A 20407-nucleotide genomic window follows, 5' to 3' on the forward strand; every position below is an offset into this window, starting at 1 on the left:
TCCCAAATGTCACACTCGATTGCAAAGTAAATGCCACTCCCCATCCCTGTCATAGACCTCTTTGCCGGGCCGGGCGGCCTTGGCGAGGGTTTCTCCCGCTGGCGTGGCCGCGACGGAAAGCCGGTTTTTAAGATCCGCCTTTCGATTGAGATGGACCCGTGGGCGCACCGCACCCTCCTGCTACGATCCTTCTACAGACAGTTCGAACCCGCCAATGTGCCGTGCTCATATTATCAATACCTTCGCGGAGAAATGGAATTTGATGAGCTCGAAAAAAGATTCAAACGTGAATTCACCACAGCGCGCTTAGATGCGTGGCGAGCCACACTTGGGGAAACCGATCCCAAGGAAGTCAGCTCACGGATTACTTCGGCTCTTGGCCGGGAACGTGACAACTGGCTGCTGATTGGCGGCCCGCCGTGTCAAGCTTACTCGTTGGTGGGTCGTTCCCGTATGATTGGCGAGAAGGGGCGCGCTGAATTCGAGAGGGATCATCGTCACTTTCTCTACCGAGAGTATCTGCGAATCATCGCCCGGCATCAGCCGGCTGTTTTTGTCATGGAGAACGTGAAAGGTCTGTTGTCCGCGCAGGTCGGTGACCAACCCATGTTCCCACTCATCCGTGCCGATCTCCAAGACCCTCTGCGGGTTTTCCCTGAACTGCGGAATCAATCCCGTCGGAAAAATCTCCACTATACGTTATTTTCTCTGGTCGTTAAGCGCGATCTCGCGGTTGATTTCGAGTCTTCGGATTTCGTCGTCCGGGCTGAGGATTACGGAATACCTCAAGCCCGGCATCGCGTTATCATTCTCGGAGTGCGTGGCGATACCGCATTTCAACCCGGGCTTCTGAAATCCACACGCACAACCACAGTAAGAGAGGTCATCGGAGATATGCCGCCACTCCGAAGCCGGCTGTCGTCAAAAGATGCCCCGGAATCGTGGGCTGCAGCAATTCGGTCCCTAGAGAATCTGCGATGGAGCGACAAATCAAATCAGGCCAGAGTGATCCGTGTAGCTTTGGAGCATAGATTGCGCCGCATTCGTCCCAACCTTTCCGTCGGCAGTTCTTTTGTCCCCTGCCAGACGAATCCCGAACGGCATGAGCGTTGGTATGTTGACCGGCGCTTGGGCGGAGTCTGTAATCACGAAACGCGTGGCCACATTGAGGGGGATTTGCGTCGCTACTTTTTTGCGGCTGTATTCGCCGCCGTCTCCGACCCGCCGCGCTCACCCTTGCTACAGGATTTACCGGCCAGTTTACTTCCAGATCACGAGAATGTGGATGAGGCGCTGAAAACGACCAAGTTCAATGACCGTTTTCGCGTCCAGCTTGCCGACCGCCCATCGACAACGGTGGTGTCACACATTTCCAAGGACGGCCACTATTACATTCACTACGACCCATCGCAGTGTCGCAGCCTGACCGTCCGCGAAGCGGCGCGTCTGCAAACCTTCCCTGACAACTACTTTTTTGAAGGCCCGCGGACTGAACAATATCACCAGGTTGGCAACGCCGTCCCGCCCTTGCTCGCAAAACAGATTGCCGAAATCGTTGCTGGTTTATTTTGATGGACATCTTATGAAATCATATCGGGTAGGGCATTCTTATCGTGACTTGACCAAACGCGTCCCCGAAGATGAGTTCATCAACTGGCTAGACACCAACGGCAGCACCATTGGGACTACCGGTGGGATCCGTCCAAAAAAGTTCTTGTCTTCTATGTTGCTGCAAAGCTTGGGCGGTTTGAAAGTGCCATCCTCACTAGTCATCACCACCACCAATATTTCGCAACAATTCCACAACCCTTGGGAGGATGTTGTGGATTACAATTCAGGCAGTATTATTTATTGGGGCGATGCCAAATTTGATCCAAATGACCGCGAGCGAACTCATCTCAATTTCAGCGGAAACAAAATACTTAATCAAATCCATCTACTGAACCTCCAGCAGAAACGGCACCTACTTCCGCCAATTCTGCATTTTTCACGCAACCAGAAAGGATGGGTTCTGTTTAATGGTCTCTGTGTTCTGGACCGTTTGGAAACGACTTGGTTTGAAGATAAGGGGCGCCCCATCATCAATTTTCGTTGCCATCTTTCCATTCTCGATATCAAGGAAGTGCCCTTAGAGTGGCTTCACCAGAGGGCACTGGCGGACGCAACGGAAAAAATGGATCAGAATTGTCCCATTGTATGGCGTCAATATTTGCAGGGCCACACCAACAAACTTTTTGTTTGGATGGGTAAGATCAGGACAAGAGACGACCAATTGCCCCCGCAGGATTCCGATGAGGCTCGCATCCTCGAACAGATTTGCAGTTTGAGCCCAGTCCAGTTTGAAAGGTTTTGCCGGCGACTGTTTCAGGAAATGGCCAATCATACCGGCCTGCAACATCATATCCGGGAAACACGGCATGTCAGGGACGGCGGCTTTGATTTTTTTGGCAGGTTTATTATTCCCGAACCATTGAATTATGAAATTGAGTTCAAGGGTGAGGCTAAAAAATATCATCAAGGGAACGGAGTTGGCCCCAAGGAGGTTTCCCGGCTGGTCGCTCGCTTGCAGCGGGGGGAGTATGGTATATTTGTTACAACCTCATATTACACCCAAGATGCCCAAAAAGAGGTCCGCGAAGATCAGTATCCTGTCCGGCTTTTTTCAGGCATGGATTTGGTTAATTTTTTGAAGGCACTCGGAAAAATCGTCGACGGAAAGAAGATCAACTCGGTCTGGCTGGACGCACTCGATGAAAATCAAAGCCCCATTTCAGACGACTGAATATGCCTGACGTCTTCACCAAGGCCAAACGCTCAGCGGTCATGTCCCGAATTCGCGGACGTGGCAATAAGGATACCGAACTCGCATTGATGAAGCTGTTGCGCCGCCATCACATCGCCGGCTGGCGCCGAAACCAAAAAGTGTTCGGCAAACCGGATTTTGTGTTTTGGCACGTGCGTCTCGCACTATTTGTTGACGGCTGTTTTTGGCATTGCTGCCCTAAGCACTTCAACACTCCAGCGAACAACCGCGCCTTCTGGAGAAAAAAGCTCTCGGCCAATCGGGCGCGTGACCGCCGTGTAAATCAGACGTTGCGAAGGTCCGGTTGGCGCGTTGTTCGAATCTGGGAGCATGAGTTGGCGAGTGGGAAGGAAGAACGGATCGCAGCCAGCATCGCCATGTTCAGTGAAACTAGAGCTAAACCTACAGGATAACGGGAGAATTCGGCGAATAATGATTATGTGCCGGTCAGCCAGCTCGGCGTCGCGGTAGCGCTCTACACCTACCGCCGGCGTTGGGTGGGTTTAATCAAAGGCCTGACCGCTGAGCCGGGATGTTAGCTTCGTGCGGTGTCCAGTTGTTGCCATTGGGCGTATCGCCCAACATGCCCAACGCTGAGTTCGGGCAGAAGTAATTCATCTGAGAAAATTCGACCAGAATGCACCACATTTCATCCACATACACCATCCTTCACCGCACCGACACCAACGAATACCTGACGCATTTCGAGTTCTGGGATCGCAACTCCATCAAGTGGTCGGCGAATGTCGATGAAGCTTTCCTTTTCAAGACACATTCGGATGCCGAGATCAACGGTAGGATGGTTCTTGAATGGCTGGGTGATCCGCTGAATCGACATGTCTGTCTCAGCTGTGCGAAAATGGAGATTCGAGATGATAAGCTGACCGTGGGGCAGTGGTATTCCGTGAATGTAACCCGGGTGGCTTGAGTTTGAATTGTCTACGGTTGATTTCTCCACACCAAACAACATCGGATCTGTTTCGCGAAGAATTGGGCTAGCGATTGTAAACCTTCTCATTTATGTCGGAAAACACTATGGGCAAACAAGAAGCTAGACCGGAAATCCCAATAACTATCTTCACTGTAGAAGGTTCAAACCTGAAAAGGTTGGCACCCGTCCTGAAAGATGGTTTGGGTAAGTTGGCAAAGTACTTCCCAAAAGGTACAGGAATTCTCAAGCCGATTCTCTTCGGATATCTCCAAAGAGCTTTGGAGGGTTCCAGAATCACGTTATCAAAAATGAAAGGGCTGTCGGAACAGGAAATAAGAGAGAACAACGATCTCGCCTTTCAAGAGCTTTCGGTTCTATATGACAAAGTTTTGAGGGCGGTTGATATCCTACAAGACAGTCCCCAAGCAATGCAAGATCTTCATAACAAGCTGGACAACATCCAAAAATCGTTGGACGTGTTTGGACGGATGTACCAGGCCGTCTATCAAACTCCTCCACAGCGCGCCCTGTTGCCTGAAAAGAAAGAGTATACGACAGCAGAGCTGTCAAAAATGTTTGTTCAATACGTCATCAAAGAATCCAATCCGACGCCGTCTCAATCTGAAATGGCAAAGCACTACGGCATCGGGCAATCAACTTGGAGCAGGTGGCATAACGAACCCGAGTTCTGGACACAGATTCAAGCCGATGCAGAAGCATCTTTGAGCAAGATCGAAGAGACCAAGAATGTCCTTTTCCATCTTCATTCGATTGCTGCCAAGAAGGACACAGTGCTCAAATTCCAGCGGCGCAAAGACAAGGAATTGTCATATGATCCACACGTATTGGAGAGGGGTCAATTGGAAAAAAGACCAGAGGAAAAGAAGAAGAAATCAACTCTGCTCGCACAACCTGAATCAATCCCAACGATGGCTGAACTGGAAGAAACTCTAATTGAGAAAGAGATGGCCGAACTAGTGTCTATTGCCCAAAGATCGGCGCCAGATTTTGATCCGTCACGACTGCAAAAGATGAATAAGGAACAGCTCATTGTTTGCATCGTGGCGCTGAGCTACAAATAAGAAATTTCCCTGAATAGGTCGTGAATAGAACGCCAGCCTCCCGGTTGGCGTTTTTTGTTTGTTTTGGCCCATCGAATAGCCTCCTGCTTCCCCCCCTGAATAATAGACCTACTTATGAGGGCAATAGAGCCCGGTATGACTCACCCAGATAAGAGAGGTCGTTATGAACCAGTTCACCAGTTGCCAGTCGAAGGCCATCAGCCTTAGCCAGATTCTCACTTCCAGCTCGATCCAGCTTCCAGTTTATACCAGGTTCCAGAAGACGGACCTGTACCTGACGGTTCCGGTGACTTCTATTGAAGTCTCGGACTCTGGAATCATTGTACACACCTCGAACGACTCACCATCCCAGATTGCTTGGGCGGAATTGCTCGACATCATCACATTCGTCGACGACAAAGGCAAGCCCGTGTTTCTGAACGAGCACCCAGACGGAGGGGATATCATAGAGGAAATTCGTGCGGACGAGGAAAAGGAGATACAGGAACAAATAACGTATCGCCTGAAACACCAACATGAATACATAAAAATGGAGGATGCCCGTGAAACTCTCAGGAGGCCATGGGAAGTGGGTTCAAGTTCGGTTGAACAACCAGTTGAAGTAATTCTACCTGCAGAAGACGAAAGTGTGTCTTTGAAGTTGATTGTATTCAACACAGGGACCAAGAAGACATGGGGCAATGCAGAATATGCAGAATCGCCTCAGCTGCGGGCTCCTCGTCTCCGCAATCACAAATCCAATCTGATCTATCGAGAGCAGTAACAGAACATGCAGCACAACCAGCAACCAAACCAAAACAATCGCTGAGAGTGAGCTGGTTCTCTCGGCAAAGCAACAAGAAAGGAGCTACACAATGCACTCTTCAAAAACAAAAACAGGATCACCGGCTAACGGCGGACAATCTAACAACAATACGGACGTACAGAACACAGTCCGTCTCATTCCCTCAGCTCGTGTTGTGGCCTTGCGTCGCAAGATGCAGGGGGCAGATAAACGTATTGCCACCCGTGAACGGGATCTTGAAGTCCTACACGCCAAGTTGGACAGCAAGATCTTGAAGCTCACCCTGGCAGAACGCCGGGATGTGCGACGGTCAATTCTGGACGTCGAGTTCGAGTTGGAGCAGGCACGGGATCAGTACCGGGTCTATGCTCGGTCGCTCCGCAGTGCGTTGCACAACAATAACAAGATAGCTGGTCGGAGGCTCGCCGATCACAGAGCTATGAGGCGGTTGATGTCCCGTGTACCGTCGTTCACGGCAGATGTCCGTGCGAGCGTTCACACCGAAATGTGGGTCGCTGCAACGGGCAGTGGCTCCGCAGATCCAATCCAGACCATCGTGTTAGGTTCAGATTGGGACAAGTTCGAAAAGGTGCTGGGCGATCTGCTGCAGGAGCACAAGCCGGCATTGTGGAGCAGTATCAGCCGCTTTGAGCCCGTCAAGATGGCTGTTCTCCGCAACATCTGGAGGGAATACGAGCGGAAGGACATCGTCGTCGGGGTGGGTGATGAATCGAGCCTGCAGTCCGAGGAGGTGATATCATGAAGAACGACAATCACGTGGGGATAGTCGCTATCGATCATGTGAAGGAGTACCTGCTAGCGAGAAACATCCCATTCACAGATCGAGTCGAGTCATCGGTGGTTATTCCTGACTACGGTGATGAGAACAATGTGGCTGAGGTTGTAATCTCATACAGTCGCAGTCAAGATATCGTCACTATTATAGTCAGCGGGGCGATTCCCGTTGAGCTAAAAGACGAGACGAGGGTTCTGTTCCGATTGAACGCGCTGAACTCGACCGAACTCATAGGAAGCTATCTCATTTTTCCCGCTTCGTCTCACGTAAGTTACCGGATGGGAGTGTATCTGATGGGGCAGAAGCTGACGGGCGAATTCCTGGATAAGGTTCTTAAGGATGCTTTCGATTCGTATCTGAAGTGCGCCAAATTGGCTCCAGCTTCAAAGGAAGGCGATAATCTGGAGCCAGCCCCCACTGTTCGGAGCGGCTAGTTGCGGTGAGACGATTCGAGGTCCCTAGAGGTGGCAAGGTGATGAGCTTTGCCACCTTTTTTGTTTATAGCTTGTCCAGCTCTTCCCTCAGCGTCCTTTCGACTGCCTTCAGGATCCTGTCCTTCTGGGCTCCAGTTAGCTTGGATCGCTCACTTCTCTCGTCCAGCTTCTCAAATCTTACTAGTCCGGAGGAGGAGGTGTGTACCTCGTAACCAAGAGCCGAAGCGATCCTACGTGCTGTCTTGGTCTGTACCTGGTTCTTTGTACCGTGGTAAATCCGGGCAGGGGTGGTGACGCTCAGGCCCGCAAGGGATGCGATCTCACTCAAGCTCATGTGGCCATTATTAACTGCCTCACGGACAATCGCAGCGATGGCTTCGTTGTCGATATACATCTTTGGCATGCGTTTCATAAAGTAATTCACCTTCTACTTGAAATTGTCGATTACTATTCGTATAATAACTTTGTGACGAAAGCCACATAAGCTATGATACGAAAAGCATCTTGAATAAGCAATACCGAATCGAGAAAACAAGCATATGACGAAGACGATCCAAACACAAGATTTCTACTGTTCAGCCTATCTGGTAGCATCAGGCATTGACCTGGTGAACAGTTCGCAGGATAATTACAGAACGACCTTTGAATTTCCGGATATGGAGCAGACGAGAAACGCGGTACGAAAATATTACGATATGACGGCCCTAATCAATCCCGCCGCTTATGGTAATGCGATACGCAACCTGAAGAGTGTGGTTCATTCACACTCTAGTCTGACCAAACCGAAAGCAACTTATGTCCAACAACACAAGGAAACAAATTGTTCTATCAGTCAAAGATAAGAACCTAGTAGCAGCCCAAAACACGCGGTTCTCAACTGCGTCCTTCGATGTAACCTCGCTTCAATCTGTTCTAACCTCCAACAACTACAGTTCCATTGCTTGGCGTGACCGTCGCCGGGTAGAGAACTTCTCGTTCGCAACGGCAGCACCGCTTGATTTCGATGCAGGCCTGACAATCCAGAACGCTGAAGCAACTCTCGGCAAGCACAATCTCAATTATGCGCTCATAACTAGCAAAAGTCACACTCCAGCAGCGCATCGGTTTCGTGTAATCATCCCTTTTCAACGCAAGATTCTTTCGGCAAAGGACTACAAAAGGGTCATTCGTGAGTTACGTGATTCACTATTTCCTTCGATGGATCCCAATGCTATGGATGCAGCACGGTTCTTCTACTACTCACCAGCGGGCAGCCACTACTCGAGCAGATGGAATGGTGTTGACTATGATCCCGATGTCAATCTGGGGAGCCAGATAAAGGATGCCTGGGATGATAGTCTGCTCGTCACCACTGGCCACGATGAGGAGACCTCTGCGGTCCTCCTGCAACAGAAGACTCCGATTTACTGTCCCTTTCACGATGATGCGTCGCCGTCAGCTTTTGTAGATCGGAAAAAAGGAACTGGTGAACCATTCATCCATTGCTCTGCATGTGGGAAGACTTATTGGATGTTGGAGAGGCCTCTTGTAGAGCGCTGCAAAAACTACTGGTCCTACCAGAGTGAAGTATATGAATTTGGAATCAAGGGAGGCCGATTCTTTATGTCCAAGATCGGTCTGAAGAAATTCTTTGGATTTGTGAATGCCGTAGGGAGCAAGCAGGAGAAGGAAGCTTTCAGATATCTGCTCAGCTCAAAACACATCTCTACGGTGAATCTTGTGAAGCATGTCGTTGATCCCTCTCCAGAAGCAACGACGTACTCCGTTGACAACGATGCCGGAGACGTCATCGTGAACTACGCGCCCATTCCCGAGCGAACGCAGGACAATCAATTCATAGAAGACTACCTTACGAACACCTTCGGTCAATACAAGCAATTCATCAAGGAATACCTGGCTACATACTGTTACAGCGACTTTAGGGATCTGCCCACGCTGGTACTGAAGGGGGCCCGATGTAGTGGAAAAAACACGTTTGCCGAAATGGTTTACTCGATATTCCCGGCCATCTCGCAGATGTGGGAGGCAAAGAGGAGCGCTTTTACACAGGAAGCGGAGAAGAAGCTCCTCGTAGCCGATGAGACGGTGTCCGAAAGCGAAGAAGTCTACCGACTGATCAAGCAGTACTCTGGATCGAAGCACGCCACGGTTAACAAGAAATATGTGATACCCTACGAAGTCGAGAATAATATGAACATCATCATCCTCTCGAATTCAGCGATGCCGATATATGTCGCAAGCTATGAAGCGCCCACATCGCCAGAGACCAATCAGTTCTTTGTATACGACTTCAAACCGATTGCGGGTCCGATCGATGCCCGGTTGGGCGAAAAATTGGAGGAGCGCATCGGACACTATGTCCGAACGACACTCAAGGATGTCTTTGATAAGCTCGATTTCAGTGGTAATCGGTACAGTATAAAAGTGCCGATCACGCCTGAGGAAGCCGGCCTCTTCGACAGCAATGTGACTGAAGAAGAAATGGCGGCAGAGAAAATGATCGACAGGGTTCTGGAGAAATCTCAGGAATCTGGATTTGAGTACGCTGATCACCTGAAGGATGGATTTCTTCCGACCGCTATGCTGGAGGATAGTCTAATGATCACGAAGCTCGGTGTGCATAAGGTCGTCAAGGCGTTGCGTGAACGAGGTTACCTTGAGCAGAATAAAGCTGCAAAGGTCGAGAGGAATAACAAACGACGTGGTTGCTACACAATGACAGACAAACTGAAGAAGCTGCTCGGCATCATACCAGTGACAGCCCCATCTGAGCCGATGCCGCCAGTGACCCAAGAAGCCCAAGAAAGGATCGAAATTTAACCCAGAATGTGTCCAGGGTGTCCAGCCAGTGTCCACTTGTTTGGGTGCTACTGGACACCACTTTGTTCAATGTTTACGGTACTGAAATGCATTTGTGTCCACTGTGTCCAGTATATTTCTTAAAAAAGATTTAGATAATAATAAGAGAGTGTGTATAGAATATATAAGAGAAGTTGAAAAACAGGTGGACACTGTGGACAGTGTGGACACTTCATGGTTTGACGTAACAAAATCAGTACAATTTGAATGTCCTCGAAGCCCAGAAGGTGTCCACTCCTCACCGGTACTGGACACTTTCATGGCGACTCGCTACCGGTTCTTACACGGAGTGTGTTGATCGGTTGTGCGTGTTGCCTACCAGTTAGAACCCGATTCATCAGCTTTAGGACATCGCAAACTCATCATTGATTAACCGGAAGGATAATATTATATTGGACTTGCAGACACAGCAACCAAACGGCAAGTGGTTACCCATCGGTAAGCAAAGTGGTTACCAATGTTTTGAGTTTTTTAGGCCTATGGTGTTTTGACTGTACCTAGAATGACTGGTATTACCTCGGAACGTAGCGCAGCCCGGTAGCGCACTTGCTTGGGGTCGGGTCCTCGGTACATTTCATACCTACCATTACTAATCCATTTCGCATTTCTCACCTGCTGGACATAGGGCTGGGTACACCTGTCTCCTAATCAAGGAGACAGCCGATGTTCCTCCATCGCCGCAACAAGATCTACTACCTCCATTATCTCCACGAGGATGGCAGACGCCTCAAGGTTTCCACTCATTCCAGCACAAAGGCTGGCGCTTACACATTCATCCAGTCTTTCAAGCGCACGCTCACTCAGGACGGTAAAAGAAAGAAGCTCATATCCGAGTTCATCCCTGAAGTGGAATCATATGTCGCCTCCACCCACGCCAAGAGCACAGCCTATCTCTTCAAACGTTGCCTGCTCAATCTGATCAATGTCGTCGGAGATGTTGCTCTTCGAGACCTATCAGCTCAGAGCTATGATTTTTACGTGGCGGGTCGGCTAAAGACAGTGACAGCTGTTTCGGTGAACGCGGAAGCTAGGACTCTTCGTACTGCGCTGAATATTGCCCTCCGTTGGAAACTCCTAGATAGTAATCCATTTGCCGGTTTGCCACTGCCTCGTATGCCCGAACCTGTGCCAGCATTCTTTACGGTTCAGGAGTTCGAGAAGATGATTGGAGTAGTGAAGGAAGATTGGCTGAAGGATGTTCTTACATTTACAGTATTGACAGGGTTAAGACGAGGTGAGGTGGTAAATCTGCAGTGGCCACAAGTGGATCTGGAACGGAAGCTGATCATTGTTCAGAGCACGGCGACCTTCAAGACGAAAGCCGGGAAGAAACGATCTGTCCCACTCGGTGAAATGGCCTACCAGATACTCGACCGAAGGCGAATTTCATTTCCCGATACGGAATATGTGTTCACTAGGAGAGGCAAGAAGCTTTCTCCCCCATGGCTTAGCCACAAGCTAAAGAAATATGTGCGCAAGCTGAGCCTAGATGAAAACCTGAACTTTCATGCCCTACGCCATACCTTCGCTTCGTGGCTCGTCCAAAAGTCCGCTTCGCTCTATGAAGTTCAAAAGCTCTTGGGGCACGCAGACATTTCCACTACGCAGATTTACAGCCATCTGGCTCCGGAGACGTTGCACCTGACGGTGAACAAACTTCAATTGCACCTTGGAGAGGAAAAGCCAAATGAACCGGTGGATGGAAGTCTACCACCACCGGTAGCAAAGTCTAGTACTACCGGTAGGTGAGTCTAGTACCGTTGGTAGCGTTCACCTCACAAACCTCAACTACGACGGTACTGAAATCGATGCTTTGGACCTTTATGATATCTATATGATATCTATACATCCATCTCTCCGCGGAGCTACGAGATGGATTGGATCCGACCTCAATGAGGAATGTTACAAGCGGAAGGAAAAAACTCTACTAATCCCCTCTATTTTGGGCAATGCGCTCTAAATTCAAGGGGTTCATCAGCAGCTTCAATGGAATCGCGTAATCGCGCGCGAGAGTATGATATACGCGAACGCTCTCTCACGATCGTCGAACAAAAGGTCTCTAAGAGGGTTGAATCGCGAGAGTTCCCGTGTTCACCTCGGAGAGTCGAACTTGATAGTATCGTCATCCTGCAGGGTGAAGACGCTGACGCCACCAGGCTGATTTGGAATGGCTACACGGCAACCGACATTATTCTTGCCCTGAAACCAGGCAAATCGGTGGTTTACAGAGAAGGCGAAAACTCTCCGGTAGAACAATTCAAAAGCGCTTGAGCTGAGAAATTTGTCTCTCACGTGTTTCTCAAGATTATCATTCTTCATCACATCCGGCTTGATGCGATCTGATTTGAGTAGGATTTCGAGCCCGTCTGCTATGGCGTCAAGCTTTTCAATATTCTCTTGTAGTGGTATCACCTCATCCCAATAGACTACGTTATTGTCATCCCATATTTTATATGCCTGATCTACGACTTGGTCTCCAAGGAAATCGCGTAGAGTTCGATTTCTCTGATGCATAAACACTCCCGCTCGAACAGGATCCAGAACATATTTCATAAGGTACTCTCTGTGTTGTTCTGCAAGAAAGTCATTTGAATTCTCGGTGTATAGATCTGCGATTTCATGCCAATTCAGATGACCACACTCTGCACCTGGATTCAATTTCTTGAAGTCCTCGAACTCTTTCGTCGCCCTAATCTTCGTATTCGACCCTACTGGGAGGTTCCCTCGGCTGAATGGAGTCAAGTAGACAATCGCGACTCGATAGCCTGGGTATTTTTCGGCTAGCAAGTGATAGTATCTATCCAACTGGCCATAGGACACACTGCTATCTGACATTTTGATTTCGATACCGACAATCCTCCTGTTTGCCCCATCCTTGATGGTAATATCGATTCTCGATCCATCTTTGAAGGAATCTTCTGCATCAATTGACAATCCTGGCACCTTGGCTGTACCGCTGGCTCCCAAATAAATGTAGAAGGCTCGAATAAGACCACTACCAGAATGATTGCTCTCCTTCAACATCTCTGTGAAGTAGAGAGAATGAAATGGCTCGTTCCGTGAGGCAGTCGAGCGAATTATTTCGAATATGTTCATTCCATTTTTCCTTCCAAATCATTTGCGGGCAGCTGAGTACACAGAACACCCAGCTCGGAGACATTCAGTTGGTGACATATTTCTTCCGGGTTGCTTCAGGACCATGGAGCCGGAAATGTTGTGCCACTTGCTGAGCGTGTTCCGCTCTTTCCTGGCTAGCGGGATGGGTTTCTTCCCGGATCAACTTGTTGATATGGCGGCGGAACCACCCTCGTTGGGGCTCCTGAGCGGCCCAACCGCTAAAAAGCTTGACAGCTAGTTCTTCGCTATAACCGCTCTCCATCGTTGCCACGATGCCCGCGGCATCCGCTTGATACTCTTGGCTGTGGTTGTAGCCAGAGTTCATCCAGTTGTCAATTCCCTTCTTTGTAATGGTCGTGAGTGCACCGGCGATGACGCTCAAGCCCGGATTAAAAAAATTAAGGAAATGCCAGACTGGAATCCCAAGTAGAGCAGTAGGAAGGAAATTTGCAATTCCGCGTCGCTGTTGGCTCGAGTCTAAGGATTGTGCTCTCTGCATACGTTCCTGCACATGTCCCAATCCAAGATGGGCCAGTTCGTGCCCAACCAAAAAAGTCAGAAGTGCCTTGTGCTGATTGGCGAAAGCTACGCAGAATAGTATCAGCGGCCGATTGTCCTTGTCGTAGGTGGCAAACGCATTCTCTTCATCGTAAATGAGGTCTGATTTGACTTCGAGATTGTACATCTTCTGCAACCGATTGGTAACGCGGTGCAGCCGAAACTTCAACATCTCGACAAGCCACCATTCCGTAGTCAACCCAATAAGTATTGCCTGAATCAAGAGTAGAAGTACCACGGGGATCTTGTTGACGAGAAAGATCCAGCATCCCGCTTCTAAGACTACCGCAAGTGCGAGGGTTGAGACCGTAAGGGAAAGAAAGAAATCGCGGTATGGAAGGCCAATACGTTTTAACTGTCTGATGGCGAGTGCGATATTTAAGGCAGCGACGGCTAGAAAGTAGGCATACATTTTATACGGACCTCCTTAATCTATGGTGTCAAAAATGAGCCCTCGATGTGTTTCCGCGTAAGATATATATCTGATTCCTCACAGCATCTGCGAGTGCACAACCCACACTCATTGAGTTGGCTTGAGCCAGTAGATGGGCATTGCTGAGCTGGCATTGATTTTCATCATCCTTCTGATTATTGCTCGAGTTTGGTCGGTGCAAGTGCGTAGGTCACGAATCGAAGATAACAGGATGGATGACAAAAAGAAAATCAATCGTTCCATTGGGGCTTGTAATATCCACGCTTGTGAGCGTTGATCAACGCTCTGACGGCATTTTGCGGACATTGATTATTAGCAAATGCTACACTATACTCGTGCGCAGTTTCGTTTGTGTTGTCAAATAGGGACTTCAAAAAGGTCGTACAATGGACATTTTGCAGTATCATCGATCGGTTGCCGAAGAGTTGAACGCCGTCAAGCACAAGATTCGTGATCTGATGAACAATCCTCACTGGCTGACTGACGGAGAGATAAAGGAATCAATCCTGAGAAATATTCTCCGCAGACACTTGCCGGGTAAGTACGAAATCGGACGGGGATTCATATTCACGCCAACTGGATGTTCAAAGCAAATCGACCTACTTGTATATGACTCTTCTTTTCCCGTGATTTTTCGGGAACAAGACCTGGTGTTCGTAACGCCGGACGCTGTTAGGGCGATTATTGAAGTTAAGACCAAAACTACTGCAAAGTCCTTATCAAAGGCACTCGACAATTTGATCCATAATGTTCTCATCGTCGAACAACACTATCGGCAATTTACACAGCTCCAACTTAGTCACTACAGTCTATTCACCGGCATATTCTCTTTTGAGACCGATATTCAAGACCCCGACATTGTCCTTGAACTGTTATATCATAAGGCAAAGGAAATGCGGAGCAGAGTCGTCAATCATCTCTGTCTCAATGATTCTTTGTTTTTCAAGTTTTGGGAGTCCCATGTGTGGACACCATATGAGGAGTGGCACTCGTACCACCTTGAGAGACTAGCGCCTGCGTATTTCTTGAACAACATAGTGAATGAGGTGGCACCCATCTCTGTGTTTTCAAATATGAAATTTTGGTTTCCCCTCGGATCAAAGGAGATTTACAAGACCGGTGCCAAGAGGTTATACAATCAATCGGCAGAGTGAAGCGCCCTTCTCTCAAGAGCCAAAAGCAATACGGCCGCTTTGTGCTTTTCAATGGGCCATGGGCTGTCATTCTTCATATCTGGCAGAAGAGAAAGTTGACTTATTCGCCAAAATTGTCATATTTTGACTTTCGTGACATAGCCTTTGAGCTCGCATTGGACTCCGGACCGAAACTGAAAAAGAGAGTAGCACCGCGCTGGAGCCATGTTAGCGGCGCAGCAATCATTCCGATACATCATTCACCCTCCAAGTTGCTTTCTTAAATGGACCAATCACTTTGGAGTAAACGCGGCCGAAAAGAGTTGTCGAAGGATCCCCGTTTCTGAAAAAACAAGACGAATATGGAGACAGGCTAGCATGATATCAAGAACCGTATTAGTAACAGGTGGAACTGGGTCAGTCGGGGAATCGATCGTCAGAGCATTTTCCGCAAAAGGATATGCTGTGACGTTCCAGTATCTCTCCAACGAGCCGAAGGCGAAAATCTTGTCTCAAGATACCCGCGCTACCCCAATCCGACTTGATTTCCTGTCTGACTTTGATCTTCCTCCGGGAGGGTTTGACATTGTCGTGAATAACGCTGGAATCAACATCACGAGTTGTCTCTCACACGAAGTCTCGATCGAGAGTTGGGAAAGGACGATGAAGGTGAATCTATTCACTCCCTTCCAAATCGTACGCTCTTTGCTACCGGAGATGATGAGGAAAGGATGGGGAAGAATCATAAATATTTCCTCAATTTATGGGCTCAGAGGAGTTGAATGGAATCTTCCTTACAACTCATCGAAGCACGGACTTTCAGGATTGACGAAAACTGTCGCCAAAGAATATGCCCAATACGGAATAACGTGCAATGAGATATGTCCGGGGGCTATTTCATCCGATCTTATGAATCGAATTGCCACTCGGGAGGGGGAACAGTTGAACCAATCTGCAGACGACTACCTGTCGGAAGTTGCTGCTGCCATCCCGGCCAAGCGACTGGCGAAGCCACAAGAAATTGCTTCCCTGGCTATCTACCTTGCCTCAGAAGAGGCGGGTTACATTAATGGTGCGTCCATCACCGTCGATGGTGGACTCGTTGCATAAACTCAAATGAAGGATGGGATTTGTCATGTCATTCGCCATGGTGGGTAAAAACAAGAGGCTTTCCAGATTGTTTGACCCGAAGACAATGCGAACTGTCATCACTCCGATCGATGACAGCCTGATTTTCGGTCCCTTCGATGGTCTCGCTGATATGCCATCGAAATTGCAGCAGATCGTGAATGGCAGACCAAACGGAATTCTCACCTTTCAAGGAATAATTCGTCAAATGCCGGAGGCGTTTCGGTCGACCGGAACTATAATAAACCTCTCCGCTAGCACATCTAGGATGCAGCACACAAACAAAATACTCGTGTCGAATGTATACGAGGCCATCCGACTTGATGCAGATGCAGTGGCTGTTCATGTTAATATCACTTCACGGTTTGAACAAGGCATGTTGGCAACCCTTGGCAAAGTCGTCTCCGAATGTCAGCCGTTGGGTATTCCGGTTTTGGCCATCATGTATCCCCGAACGGAAAACAAAGATGGGGATGAGAACTATGATGATCTTCGCGCTGCTGATCCGGTTGAATACGCGAAACTCGTTGCACATGCAGTTCGTGTCGCAACTGATTTGGGTGTGGATATAATCAAAACGAAATACACTGGCTCCGCTGATACATTTCGAACTGTCGTACAGGCTTGTGCGCCATTGCCTGTAGTGATCGCGGGTGGGCCACTTCTTCCGTTTGGTGAGATGTTGAATATGGCTGCGGGGGCAATTGAAGCAGGCGCTGCTGGGGTAAGCTTCGGCCGCAATGTATTCAATCGGCAAGATTCCGGCAAAGCAATCCGGGCCTTGAAAAAGATTGTATTTGAGAAGGCCTTGCCAAAGGACGTTTTTGAGGATCAATAGATTCCCCACTATCGTCGATCAGCAAAATAGAGGAGATCGCAATGCGCATTTCATTCGCTCATGAAAAGTATTCGGACGAAGAATTGACTGAGAGCATTAGAGGTATTCTCTCACAATCGGAACTTTGCTCAATTGCAACAGTCAAAGACAAGAACACCAGCTACATTCACACTGCGTATTTCGCATTCACAGATTCCCTGAAACTCTATTTTCTTTCTGATCCTAGCACTCAACATTGTGTAAATATTAAGAAGAATCCCAGCGTAGCCGTCGCTATCGCAGACAATCATCAGCCATGGCAAGAACCGAAACGAGGCCTTCAGTTTTTGGGCACCTGCAAACTTGCACAAGGGAGAGAAAAACTCTCGGCTCAGCTCTCGTATGTTGAGCGTTTTGTGAGCTACAAGGATTGGTATTCGCTCTTGACAAAAAAGGACTTGCTTGAGTTCAAGTCTAAGTTTTTTGTTGTTGATGTGCACTGGGTTCGCTTGTTCGACGAGCCGCGATTTGGCGAAGAGGTGTATATCACGGTTGTACCAAATCGCAAGAAATGAACGGAGCCGGAATTGGCTACTTGGGATAATATTCAAACCTGGGATCTTGTGTTACCGCCCTCGCGTCCGTCATTGGATCACTTAGGTTATTTTCGAACAATTCTCAAAGATGTCCCGAAGAAAGAGCCCATCGGAATTCTTGGCTGTACTCCCGAGTTCCGGGATATGCTATTTGAGCTTCGGTTCACTCGGGTCCACTACATTGATAACAATCGCCATTCAGTCCGAATCATGAACGGCATGAGGGCCTATCCTTCGACAGACAAGCTCGAATTTGGTGATTGGATCAAGGTGTTGCCTGAGTTCAAGAACTATTTCGCAGCAATTCTCTCTGATCTGACAAGTGGCAATATAGAATACTCGGACCGGATGAAATTCTATTATGTTGTCAACCAGAGCCTCGTGAGGGGAGGGATCTTCATAGACAAGGTTCTTACTCATGGAAAGAAAAAAAAGAAACTGAAGCACCTTGACGACAAATATCGAACCCTTCCCTTAAACTTGCTGCACATTAATCACTTCTCCTGCGAGTACTTGTTCGACAGCGAACTGCTCGACGCGGAGTATCGAGTTGATTCCTCGAGATTTTACGATCTCTTGGAGGAGCGATTCTCCGATCCCGTGCTGCGCAAATTCGCATTTCTTTCGCGACGAGTAACACCGCGGGACTGCATTTGGTGGTATGGAAAACCGTGGTCGGACCTAGAAAACGAATACTGTCCAGGTCTACGGCGTGTCCACTCATTCGATGAACGTCTTGATAGTCCATATGCCAAGGGGCTCAAGATATTCGTGAGCATCAAGAAATGAGATATCATTGAGGCCTAAATGGACAAAATACTCTCGTTTTTCAAACTGAATTTTCCACTGCTGTCGTTAGCCACTCGGCTCGTGATTGGGTTCGGTGCAGCTTACTTAAACCTAGTGCACGGTTGGATGTTTGCGCAGCACCCATTTTTCGGGGCGTTTTTTTCGTTCCTGTTGGGCTACGTGATTCCTCTGGTTTTCTTGTTCGAGATAGATCGAATAAGGTGGGCAGATGCAGACAAGATTCTTAAGAACCTCCGGGCATTGTCTTTTTTGAACACAGTCCAGATGCTAGAGCTTATAGGTCAAAGCACCGACCACCCAAAGTTCTTCAGAAAGCTTCTGGAGAGAGAGCAGGTAACTTTTCTTGAGAAATTGCAGAAGGCGAGGGATCTCATTATTCGGGTGGAGGATCATAAGTTCGAAGAAACGAATATGATAGTTGAATTGTGCAGGGACAACAAAGACTCGGTTTTTAGATATACATGGCAGATCGATAGGAGTGAACCTCTATTTGGTGATGTCATGTGGGATGATTTCTTTCGGAAGATCTCGGATGCAAATGATGATGGAATCAAGGGAATTGCGAAGGTTGAGGTAATACTCGTATTAGAGGACGATGTCAATCCCGGCTGTCCAGCAATGCAGAGCCTTCTGGATTACTATTCCAGCCGTTCTGGCAAAGGTATGACGGTGAAGTACATCTTCAAAAAAGACTACGACCGTTTCATTGAGCCCTCTGGTTTCTCCAGTGGCCCTCCCTTTTATGAATTCGGACTCTACGGTGGATTGGTTCTATTTGGGTTGGAAGACTATGTGAAACACATTTCACGACGAAATCCAGGTCCTGGCAAGTACAAGTCGATTGGAGTGTTCTCAGGCAAACCAGAGGAATTTCGGCAGTACATGGCTTTTTTTGTGAGACTCTGGGACAATTCGGTCGCCCCGACTTCAAAGGGGAGTCCAACGGGAGCAACACAAGATGTCAAAGCGCTGATTGAATGTTTGAGCAATGTGCCCGTCGTGTGAATAGCCTGCTCTGACGGTGGGATCCGGTCTAAGCGGTGTCGAGCAAAATAGGTGGATCAGATTTCCTATAGATCACGTTCGCGATAGGATGCGGGGCGACTCGATTAGGAGGCAACTCTAATGGCTGACAAAGAGACAGCGCAGAGAAGCGGACCTGGTTCTACATTGGTGATGACTTTAGCCAAGTTCGCCGTGTCCATCATAACGCCAATCGCCCTTGGCTATTCCTCGATTCCAACAAGCCTGGTAGAGAAGATAATCATCGGTTTTCTCACATATCTTTTCTGGACATCCATCGAGCTACTGATCACACTGCAAAAACTATTTAGGCTTGAAAAAGGGCTTTCAGATCTGCAAAATATTCGAAATGACTTCAACGTCAGACTTCTGAATCTCCGTGTACACTTTGAAGACTTGTCAACGAAATTCTACAAGCCCGTTGATTTGTTCCAGGAGCACATCAATAGGAGTATCCAAGATCTCGAGATTCTGTGCACAGATGCAGTTATCAAGGAGGAACTGTATGTCAAGGATTACCACTTTGACAATGCCGATTTGTTGCTGAGCGCAATGGAAAGCGACAAGGAAAAAGTAATTCGATACGTCTGGGTCCTCGAGTCTGATTCGAAGTTCTTTGACGAAAAGTGGAAGGAATATTGCAAACAGATTGAAAAGGGAGCAAAGAGGGGGTCAATAAAATCGGTAAAAGCACTTTTGGTTGGCCCGGACGGCTGGCTAGAAAACCATCCTATGGCAAAACAACTTCTCGGGTATTACGCTCACCAAAAAGGCTTTGACTATAGGTATATCGCTCTCTCCACATATGAGAAATGGACACGAGATCAGAGGCTTAGTGAGCAATATCAGGACTTCGGGATATATGGCACACGATACATTTATAAGACGCTCCAGTATGCCCCGATTACCTCTGGCCACTTTTCGAAAGACCAAAAGACCATCTCTGAATACACTAAGTTCTTCGAGAATGTCTGGAAGTGCGCGGAGGCAAAAACCTTGCCGAAGCGCGCTTTGCCTAGGATGACTTTGGAGGGTCTGTTCCAATTTGATCAAGAGATTGATCGACAACGAACCGATGCACGAGCGGCTCGGACACCTTGAGC

General features: G+C 48.3%; 20 protein-coding genes. 17 read left to right on the plus strand and 3 right to left on the minus strand.

What is annotated here, in order from left to right:
• The first annotated feature begins 30 nt into the window (after positions 1-30).
• From NTU47_04120 to NTU47_04155, 8 genes are all read left to right on the plus strand, one after another.
• The gene (locus NTU47_04120) at positions 31-1572 is read left to right on the plus strand and encodes a DNA cytosine methyltransferase (GenBank protein ID MCX6132982.1); all 1542 of its coding nucleotides are present in this window, start codon (positions 31-33) and stop codon (positions 1570-1572) included.
• A 10-nt stretch (positions 1573-1582) separates the two neighbouring features.
• Complete coding sequence (locus NTU47_04125) at positions 1583-2782, plus strand: restriction endonuclease (protein MCX6132983.1); 1200 nt, start codon at positions 1583-1585, stop codon at positions 2780-2782.
• Between the two features lie 2 nt (positions 2783-2784).
• The gene (locus tag NTU47_04130) at positions 2785-3216 is read left to right on the plus strand and encodes a very short patch repair endonuclease (protein MCX6132984.1); all 432 of its coding nucleotides are present in this window, start codon (positions 2785-2787) and stop codon (positions 3214-3216) included.
• Positions 3217-3440: 224 nt separating this feature from the next.
• Positions 3441-3731 (plus strand): hypothetical protein, encoded by a 291-nt coding sequence (locus NTU47_04135; protein MCX6132985.1) that lies wholly within the window; start codon positions 3441-3443, stop codon positions 3729-3731.
• Between the two features lie 107 nt (positions 3732-3838).
• Positions 3839-4816 carry a hypothetical protein gene (locus NTU47_04140; protein ID MCX6132986.1) on the plus strand — a complete coding sequence of 326 codons (978 nt, stop codon included), beginning with the start codon at positions 3839-3841 and terminating at the stop codon, positions 4814-4816.
• A 163-nt stretch (positions 4817-4979) separates the two neighbouring features.
• A complete protein-coding gene (locus NTU47_04145) occupies positions 4980-5579 on the plus strand; it encodes a hypothetical protein (GenBank protein ID MCX6132987.1) in 600 nt (199 codons plus the stop codon).
• Positions 5580-5670: 91 nt separating this feature from the next.
• Positions 5671-6363 carry a hypothetical protein gene (locus NTU47_04150; GenBank protein MCX6132988.1) on the plus strand — a complete coding sequence of 231 codons (693 nt, stop codon included), beginning with the start codon at positions 5671-5673 and terminating at the stop codon, positions 6361-6363.
• Positions 6360-6830, plus strand: coding sequence for a hypothetical protein (locus NTU47_04155; GenBank protein ID MCX6132989.1), 471 nt, complete (start codon positions 6360-6362; stop codon positions 6828-6830). The genes NTU47_04150 and NTU47_04155 overlap by 4 nt, the downstream gene beginning before the upstream one ends.
• 64 nt (positions 6831-6894) lie before the next feature.
• On the opposite strand, the gene NTU47_04160 is transcribed toward NTU47_04155, so the two are convergent.
• Positions 6895-7242, minus strand: a complete 348-nt coding sequence (locus NTU47_04160; protein ID MCX6132990.1) for a hypothetical protein — start codon at positions 7240-7242, stop codon at positions 6895-6897.
• Between the two features lie 383 nt (positions 7243-7625).
• Here NTU47_04160 and NTU47_04165 point away from each other — a divergent pair, with 383 nt between their 5' ends.
• On the plus strand, positions 7626-9650 hold the full coding sequence (locus tag NTU47_04165) for a DUF5906 domain-containing protein (GenBank protein MCX6132991.1): 2025 nt from the start codon (positions 7626-7628) through the stop codon (positions 9648-9650).
• A 702-nt stretch (positions 9651-10352) separates the two neighbouring features.
• On the plus strand, positions 10353-11438 hold the full coding sequence (locus NTU47_04170; GenBank protein MCX6132992.1) for a tyrosine-type recombinase/integrase: 1086 nt from the start codon (positions 10353-10355) through the stop codon (positions 11436-11438).
• 342 nt (positions 11439-11780) lie between these two features.
• Here the strand turns inward: NTU47_04170 and NTU47_04175 are convergent, their stop codons facing one another.
• Both NTU47_04175 and NTU47_04180 read right to left on the minus strand, forming a co-directional pair.
• On the minus strand, positions 11781-12785 hold the full coding sequence (locus NTU47_04175) for a hypothetical protein (GenBank protein MCX6132993.1): 1005 nt from the start codon (positions 12783-12785) through the stop codon (positions 11781-11783).
• A 64-nt stretch (positions 12786-12849) separates the two neighbouring features.
• Complete coding sequence (locus tag NTU47_04180; protein ID MCX6132994.1) at positions 12850-13776, minus strand: M48 family metalloprotease; 927 nt, start codon at positions 13774-13776, stop codon at positions 12850-12852.
• Between the two features lie 407 nt (positions 13777-14183).
• Here NTU47_04180 and NTU47_04185 point away from each other — a divergent pair, with 407 nt between their 5' ends.
• The 7 genes from NTU47_04185 to NTU47_04215 all read left to right on the plus strand — a co-directional run bounded on the left by NTU47_04185 (position 14184) and on the right by NTU47_04215 (position 20405).
• Complete coding sequence (locus tag NTU47_04185) at positions 14184-14951, plus strand: hypothetical protein (GenBank protein ID MCX6132995.1); 768 nt, start codon at positions 14184-14186, stop codon at positions 14949-14951.
• A gap of 357 nt (positions 14952-15308) precedes the next feature.
• Entirely contained in the window at positions 15309-16040 is a 732-nt protein-coding gene (locus tag NTU47_04190; protein ID MCX6132996.1) for an SDR family oxidoreductase, read from the plus strand.
• A 25-nt stretch (positions 16041-16065) separates the two neighbouring features.
• Positions 16066-16896: a 2-amino-3,7-dideoxy-D-threo-hept-6-ulosonate synthase gene (locus NTU47_04195; GenBank protein ID MCX6132997.1), complete on the plus strand. Its 831-nt coding sequence runs from the start codon at positions 16066-16068 to the stop codon at positions 16894-16896.
• A 41-nt stretch (positions 16897-16937) separates the two neighbouring features.
• On the plus strand, positions 16938-17450 hold the full coding sequence (locus NTU47_04200; protein MCX6132998.1) for a pyridoxamine 5'-phosphate oxidase family protein: 513 nt from the start codon (positions 16938-16940) through the stop codon (positions 17448-17450).
• A 165-nt stretch (positions 17451-17615) separates the two neighbouring features.
• Complete coding sequence (locus NTU47_04205; GenBank protein ID MCX6132999.1) at positions 17616-18260, plus strand: hypothetical protein; 645 nt, start codon at positions 17616-17618, stop codon at positions 18258-18260.
• An 18-nt stretch (positions 18261-18278) separates the two neighbouring features.
• Positions 18279-19286 (plus strand): hypothetical protein, encoded by a 1008-nt coding sequence (locus tag NTU47_04210; protein ID MCX6133000.1) that lies wholly within the window; start codon positions 18279-18281, stop codon positions 19284-19286.
• 120 nt (positions 19287-19406) lie between these two features.
• Entirely contained in the window at positions 19407-20405 is a 999-nt protein-coding gene (locus tag NTU47_04215; GenBank protein MCX6133001.1) for a hypothetical protein, read from the plus strand.
• Positions 20406-20407 lie beyond the last annotated feature (2 nt).

This window comes from Ignavibacteriales bacterium (genome assembly GCA_026390595.1).
GTDB lineage: Bacteria > Bacteroidota > Ignavibacteria > UBA10030 > UBA10030 > UBA9647.

Bases quoted from the DNA above. Each gene is read 5' to 3' on its own strand.
- NTU47_04210 (MCX6133000.1), top strand. From the start codon at position 18,279: ATGGACAAAATACTCTCGTTTTTCAAACTGAATTTTCCACTGCTGTCG.
- NTU47_04150 (MCX6132988.1), top strand. From the start codon at position 5,671: ATGCACTCTTCAAAAACAAAAACAGGATCACCGGCTAACGGCGGACAA.
- NTU47_04125 (MCX6132983.1), top strand. From the start codon at position 1,583: ATGAAATCATATCGGGTAGGGCATTCTTATCGTGACTTGACCAAACGC.
- NTU47_04135 (MCX6132985.1), top strand. From the start codon at position 3,441: ATGCACCACATTTCATCCACATACACCATCCTTCACCGCACCGACACC.
- NTU47_04155 (MCX6132989.1), top strand. From the start codon at position 6,360: ATGAAGAACGACAATCACGTGGGGATAGTCGCTATCGATCATGTGAAG.
- NTU47_04170 (MCX6132992.1), top strand. From the start codon at position 10,353: ATGTTCCTCCATCGCCGCAACAAGATCTACTACCTCCATTATCTCCAC.
- NTU47_04165 (MCX6132991.1), top strand. From the start codon at position 7,626: ATGTCCAACAACACAAGGAAACAAATTGTTCTATCAGTCAAAGATAAG.
- NTU47_04120 (MCX6132982.1), top strand. From the start codon at position 31: ATGCCACTCCCCATCCCTGTCATAGACCTCTTTGCCGGGCCGGGCGGC.
- NTU47_04195 (MCX6132997.1), top strand. From the start codon at position 16,066: ATGTCATTCGCCATGGTGGGTAAAAACAAGAGGCTTTCCAGATTGTTT.
- NTU47_04215 (MCX6133001.1), top strand. From the start codon at position 19,407: ATGGCTGACAAAGAGACAGCGCAGAGAAGCGGACCTGGTTCTACATTG.
- NTU47_04185 (MCX6132995.1), top strand. From the start codon at position 14,184: ATGGACATTTTGCAGTATCATCGATCGGTTGCCGAAGAGTTGAACGCC.
- NTU47_04145 (MCX6132987.1), top strand. From the start codon at position 4,980: ATGAACCAGTTCACCAGTTGCCAGTCGAAGGCCATCAGCCTTAGCCAG.
- NTU47_04175 (MCX6132993.1), bottom strand. From the start codon at position 12,785: ATGAACATATTCGAAATAATTCGCTCGACTGCCTCACGGAACGAGCCA.
- NTU47_04200 (MCX6132998.1), top strand. From the start codon at position 16,938: ATGCGCATTTCATTCGCTCATGAAAAGTATTCGGACGAAGAATTGACT.
- NTU47_04180 (MCX6132994.1), bottom strand. From the start codon at position 13,776: ATGTATGCCTACTTTCTAGCCGTCGCTGCCTTAAATATCGCACTCGCC.
- NTU47_04205 (MCX6132999.1), top strand. From the start codon at position 17,616: ATGCTATTTGAGCTTCGGTTCACTCGGGTCCACTACATTGATAACAAT.
- NTU47_04190 (MCX6132996.1), top strand. From the start codon at position 15,309: ATGATATCAAGAACCGTATTAGTAACAGGTGGAACTGGGTCAGTCGGG.
- NTU47_04140 (MCX6132986.1), top strand. From the start codon at position 3,839: ATGGGCAAACAAGAAGCTAGACCGGAAATCCCAATAACTATCTTCACT.
- NTU47_04130 (MCX6132984.1), top strand. From the start codon at position 2,785: ATGCCTGACGTCTTCACCAAGGCCAAACGCTCAGCGGTCATGTCCCGA.
- NTU47_04160 (MCX6132990.1), bottom strand. From the start codon at position 7,242: ATGAAACGCATGCCAAAGATGTATATCGACAACGAAGCCATCGCTGCG.